This window comes from Rhizobacter sp. P3_B12 (genome assembly GCF_056402895.1).
The window spans coordinates 1-4,556 of the sequence record NZ_JBFUGN010000493.1 but is presented as its reverse complement, the minus strand read 5'-3'; the positions used below and the strand labels follow the sequence as shown (position 1 = coordinate 4,556).

The window sequence follows — 4,556 nt, the reverse complement described above, 5'->3', positions numbered from 1 at the left end:
CTCGCACGTCATGACGCCAGCTTCGCCTTCATGAACTCCAGCACCTCGGTGGCCGCGACCGCCGTCGCCTGCGCATCGGCGCGGCCCTGGTACTCGACCTTGCCTTCCTTCAGGCCGCGGTCGGACAGCACCACGCGGTGCGGCACGCCGATCAGTTCCCAGTCGGCGAACATCGCGCCCGGGCGCTCGCCGCGGTTGTCGAGCATCACGTCGATGCCGAGGGCCTCGAGTTCGTCGTGCAGCTTGTCGGCGGCGGCCTGCACCTCGGCCGAACGGTCGTAGCCGATCGGGCAGATCACGACGCTGAACGGCGCGATCGCGGTCGGCCACAGCATGCCGCGCTCGTCGTGGCGCTGCTCGATCGCCGCGCCCAGAATGCGGGTGACGCCGATGCCGTAGCAGCCCATCATCATCAGCTGCGGCTTGCCCGATTCGTCGAGGTAGGTGGCGTTCATCGCCTTCGTGTAGTTCGTGCCGAGCAGGAACACATGGCCGACCTCGATGCCGCGCTGGATCGCCAGCACGCCCTTGCCGTCGGGCGATGCATCGCCCTCGACCACGTTGCGGATGTCGGCCACCAGGTCGGGCTCGGGCAGGTCGCGGCCCCAGTTGACGCCGGTGATGTGCATGTCGGGCTCGTTGGCGCCGCAGATGAAGTCGCTCATGTTGGCGACGGTGCGGTCGGCGACGATCTTCACCGGCTTGCGCAGGCCGATCGGGCCGAGGTAGCCGGGCTTGCAGCCGAAGTGGTCCTCGATCTCCGACACGGTGGCGAAGCGGTACCCTTCCTTGAAGCCGGGCAGCTTGCCGGCCTTGACCTCGTTCAGCGAATGATCGCCACGCACCAGCAGCAGCCAGAGCGTCGTCTGCTTCAGGTCGCCAGCGTCGTTCTTCTCGTCGGTGGCGAGCACCAGCGATTTCACGGTGGTCTGCAGCGGCACGCCCAGCAGCGCCGCGACATCGGCGCAGGTGCTGGCCTTGGGCGTCGGCGTGCGCTTCAGCGCGGCGATGGCGGCGCCGCGCTGCGCCACCGCGGGCAGGGCCTCGGCGAGCTCGATGTTGGCAGCGTAATCGGAGGTCGGGCAGTAGACCAGCGCGTCCTCACCGGTGTCGGCGATGACCTGGAACTCCTGCGAGACCTCGCCGCCGATCGCGCCGGTGTCGGCAGCCACCGCGCGGAACTGCAGGCCCAGGCGCTCGAAGATGCGCACGTAGGCGTCGAACATCGCCTGGTAGCTCTTGCGCGCCGAATCGAGATCGCGGTCGAAGGAGTAGGCGTCCTTCATCGTGAACTCGCGGCCGCGCATCACGCCGAAGCGCGGGCGGCGCTCGTCGCGGAACTTGGTCTGGATGTGATAGAAATTCTTCGGCAGCGCGCGGTAGCTGCGCAGCTCCTGGCGCGCGATGTCGGTGATGACCTCCTCGGAGGTCGGCTGGATGATGAAGTCGCGGTCGTGCCGATCCTTCACGCGCAGCAGCTCCGGCCCCATCTTCTGGAAGCGCCCGGTTTCCTGCCACAGCTCGGCCGGTTGCACGACCGGCATCAGCAGCTCGACGGCGCCGGCGCGGTTCATCTCCTCGCGGATGATGCCCTCCACCTTGCGGATCACCCGCAGCCCCATCGGCATGTAGGTGTAGATGCCTGCACCGAGTCGCTTGATGAACCCCGCGCGCAGCATCAGCTTGTGGCTCATGACTTCCGCGTCGGCAGGAGCTTCCTTGAGGGTCGAAACGAAGAACTGGGAGGCTTTCATGGGGATGCGGGGGAGAACGCCGAAAAAGAACGCTGAAGAAAACAGCACCCGGCAAGGCTTGAGGGAAAGCCACGGGGTTGATTCCCGTCATGCCAGTGCAATAATGAATTCAACTAAGGAATTTGAGGTTGATTATGCTCGACCGAGAAGGGTTCAGACCCAACGTCGGCATCATCCTGCTCAATACGAAGAACCAGGTTTTCTGGGGCAAACGGATCCGGACCCACTCCTGGCAGTTCCCGCAAGGGGGCATCAAATACGGTGAAACGCCTGAGCAGGCGATGTTCCGCGAGCTTCACGAGGAGGTGGGGCTGACGCAGGATCATGTTCGCATCATCGCGCGCACGCGCGACTGGCTGCGCTATGAAGTACCCGACCATTTCATCCGCCGCGACGCGCGCGGCCACTACCGCGGACAGAAGCAGATCTGGTTCCTGCTGCAGCTGACCGGCCGCGACACCGACATGAACCTGCGCGCGACCGACCACCCCGAGTTCGACGCCTGGCGCTGGAACGAGTACTGGGTGCCGCTCGAGGTGGTGATCGAGTTCAAGCGCGATGTCTACCAGATGGCGCTGACCGAACTCGCCCGCTTCCTGCCGCGCGGGAACCACCACAACCGCTACCTTCGCTCGGGCATGCGCCCGCACCACCGGGACGACGGTTTCGAGGAATCGAGGCCGGCGACCGAGCCGCAGGCGTTCGACGACGAACCGGGCGACCCGAAGGGCTGAGCCTTCAGCCGAGCACCAGGTTGTCGCGGTGGATCATCTCCGATTCGCCTGTGAAGCCGAGCAGCCGCTCGAACTCGCTCGACGGCTTGCGCGCGATCAGGCGCGCCTCGGAACTCGAGTAGTTCGCCAGGCCGCGCGCGATCTCGAGGCCCGCGCCCGAGCGCACCGCGATCACGTCGCCGCGCGCGAACTCGCCGTGCACCTCGATCATCCCGATCGGCAACAGGCTCTTGCCTTCGTYGCGCAACTTCGCGACCGCGCCATCGTCGATCACGACGGCGCCGCGCAGCTGCAGGTGGTCGGCCATCCACTGCTTGCGGGCCGCCATCTTCTGCGTCGGCGCGTTGAGCGCGGTGCCGATCGCCTCGCCCTGGGTCAGGCGTATCAGCACGTCGGGCTCGCGGCCCCAGGYGATGACGGTGGAGGCGCCACTGCGCGCGGCCCGCTTGGCGGCCAGGATCTTGGTGATCATGCCGCCGCGGCCGAGGCTCGAACCGGCGCCGCCCGCCATGCGCTCCAGCTCCGGGGTGCCGGCCTGCGCCTCGTGGATGAAGGTGGCTGATTCATCCTTGCGCGGATCGGCCGAGTACAGGCCCTTCTGGTCGGTGAGGATCACCAGCGCGTCCGCCTCGATCAGGTTGGCCACCAGCGCGCCCAGCGTGTCGTTGTCGCCGAACTTGATCTCGTCGTTGACGACGGTGTCGTTCTCGTTGATGACCGGCACGACGCGCATGCGCAGCAGCGTCAGCAGCGTCGAGCGTGCGTTCAGGTAGCGCTCCCGGTCGGCCAGGTCGGCATGCGTGAGCAGCACCTGCGCGCTGCCCATGCCATAGGCCCGCAGCTGGGTCTCGTAGATCTGCGCCAGGCCCATCTGCCCGACCGCGGCGGCGGCCTGCAGCTCGTGCACCGCCTTCGGCCGGGTCGCCCAGCCGAGGCGCTTCATGCCCTCGGCGATCGCGCCGCTCGAGACCATCACGATCTCGCGCCCCTGGCCCGCGATGTGCGCCATCTGCCGGCACCAGTTGCCGACCGCCTCGGCATCGACGCCCCGGCCCTCGTTCGTCACGAGGCTGGAGCCGACCTTGACGACGATGCGGCGGGCATTCTTCAGCGCGTCACTCATGGTTGTCACTCGTGGGCGGCAGCGGGGGACCCCTGGTCTTGCACGGGCACGTCGAAGCGGGGATCGGGATCGTCCGGCACCACGTTCTTCAGCGCTGCCACATGCTTGTAGATCGCATGCACCAGGTGCTCGCAGCCTTCGCGCGTCAACGCGGAAATCTGGAACACCGGCCCCTTCCACTTGAAGCGCTTGACGAAATCCTTCACGCGCTTCTCGCGCTCTTCGAGCGGCACCATGTCGAGCTTGTTGAGGACGAGCCAGCGCGCCTTGTCATGCAGCGACTGGTCGTATTTCTTCAGCTCGGTGACGATGGCCTTCGCCTGCGCGACCGGATCGATCGCCTCGTCGAACGGCGCCATGTCGACCAGGTGCAGCAGCAGGTGGGTGCGCTGCAGGTGGCGCAGGAAGTAGTGGCCGAGGCCGGCACCTTCGGCTGCGCCCTCGATCAGGCCGGGGATGTCGGCCACGACGAAGCTCTGCTCCGGCGCCACGCGAACCACGCCCAGGTTCGGGTGCAGTGTCGTGAACGGGTAGTCGGCGATCTTCGGCTTGGCATTCGAGATCGCGGCGATCAGCGTCGACTTGCCGGCGTTCGGCATGCCGAGCAGGCCGACATCGGCCAGCACGCGCAGTTCGAGCTTCAGCTTCTTCTGCTCGYCGGGCCAGCCGGGCGTCTTCTGGCGCGGTGCGCGGTTGGTGCTGGTCTTGAAGTGCAGGTTGCCGAAGCCGCCGTCGCCGCCCTTGACCAGCAGCACTTTCTCGTCAGGCACCAGCAACTCGGCCAGCACCTGGCCGCTTTCGGTGTCGCTGATGATCGTGCCCATCGGCATGCGCAGCACGATGTCTTCGGCAGCGGCGCCGTACTGGTCGGACCCGCGGCCGTTCTCGCCGCTGCGGGCCTCGTGCCGTCGGGCGTAGCGGAAATCGATCAGCGTGTTCAGGTTG

General features: G+C 66.9%; 4 protein-coding genes. 1 reads left to right on the top strand and 3 read right to left on the bottom strand.

Annotated elements, in window-relative coordinates; all coding sequences use genetic code 11:
* Nucleotides 1-8 precede the first annotated feature (8 nt).
* A complete protein-coding gene (locus AC1D01_RS22065; RefSeq protein ID WP_477870071.1) occupies nucleotides 9-1,754 on the bottom strand; it encodes a proline--tRNA ligase in 1,746 nt (581 codons plus the stop codon).
* 134 nt (nucleotides 1,755-1,888) lie between these two features.
* Here AC1D01_RS22065 and AC1D01_RS22060 point away from each other — a divergent pair, with 134 nt between their 5' ends.
* Nucleotides 1,889-2,488 carry an RNA pyrophosphohydrolase gene (locus AC1D01_RS22060; protein WP_047500147.1) on the top strand — a complete coding sequence of 200 codons (600 nt, stop codon included), beginning with the start codon at nucleotides 1,889-1,891 and terminating at the stop codon, nucleotides 2,486-2,488.
* A gap of 4 nt (nucleotides 2,489-2,492) precedes the next feature.
* Here AC1D01_RS22060 and proB read toward each other — a convergent pair whose 3' ends face one another.
* Together proB and cgtA are read right to left on the bottom strand one after the other, a co-directional pair.
* Nucleotides 2,493-3,611, bottom strand: coding sequence for a glutamate 5-kinase (proB, locus tag AC1D01_RS22055; RefSeq protein WP_477870069.1), 1,119 nt, complete (start codon nucleotides 3,609-3,611; stop codon nucleotides 2,493-2,495).
* A gap of 5 nt (nucleotides 3,612-3,616) precedes the next feature.
* Nucleotides 3,617-4,556 (bottom strand): Obg family GTPase CgtA (cgtA, locus tag AC1D01_RS22050; protein ID WP_477870067.1); only part of this gene is annotated, 940 nt, incomplete at its 5' end.

Excerpts from the sequence above, each read along its gene's own strand:
- AC1D01_RS22065 (WP_477870071.1), bottom strand. The coding sequence starts at position 1,754 with ATGAAAGCCTCCCAGTTCTTCGTTTCGACCCTCAAGGAAGCTCCTGCC.
- AC1D01_RS22060 (WP_047500147.1), top strand. The coding sequence starts at position 1,889 with ATGCTCGACCGAGAAGGGTTCAGACCCAACGTCGGCATCATCCTGCTC.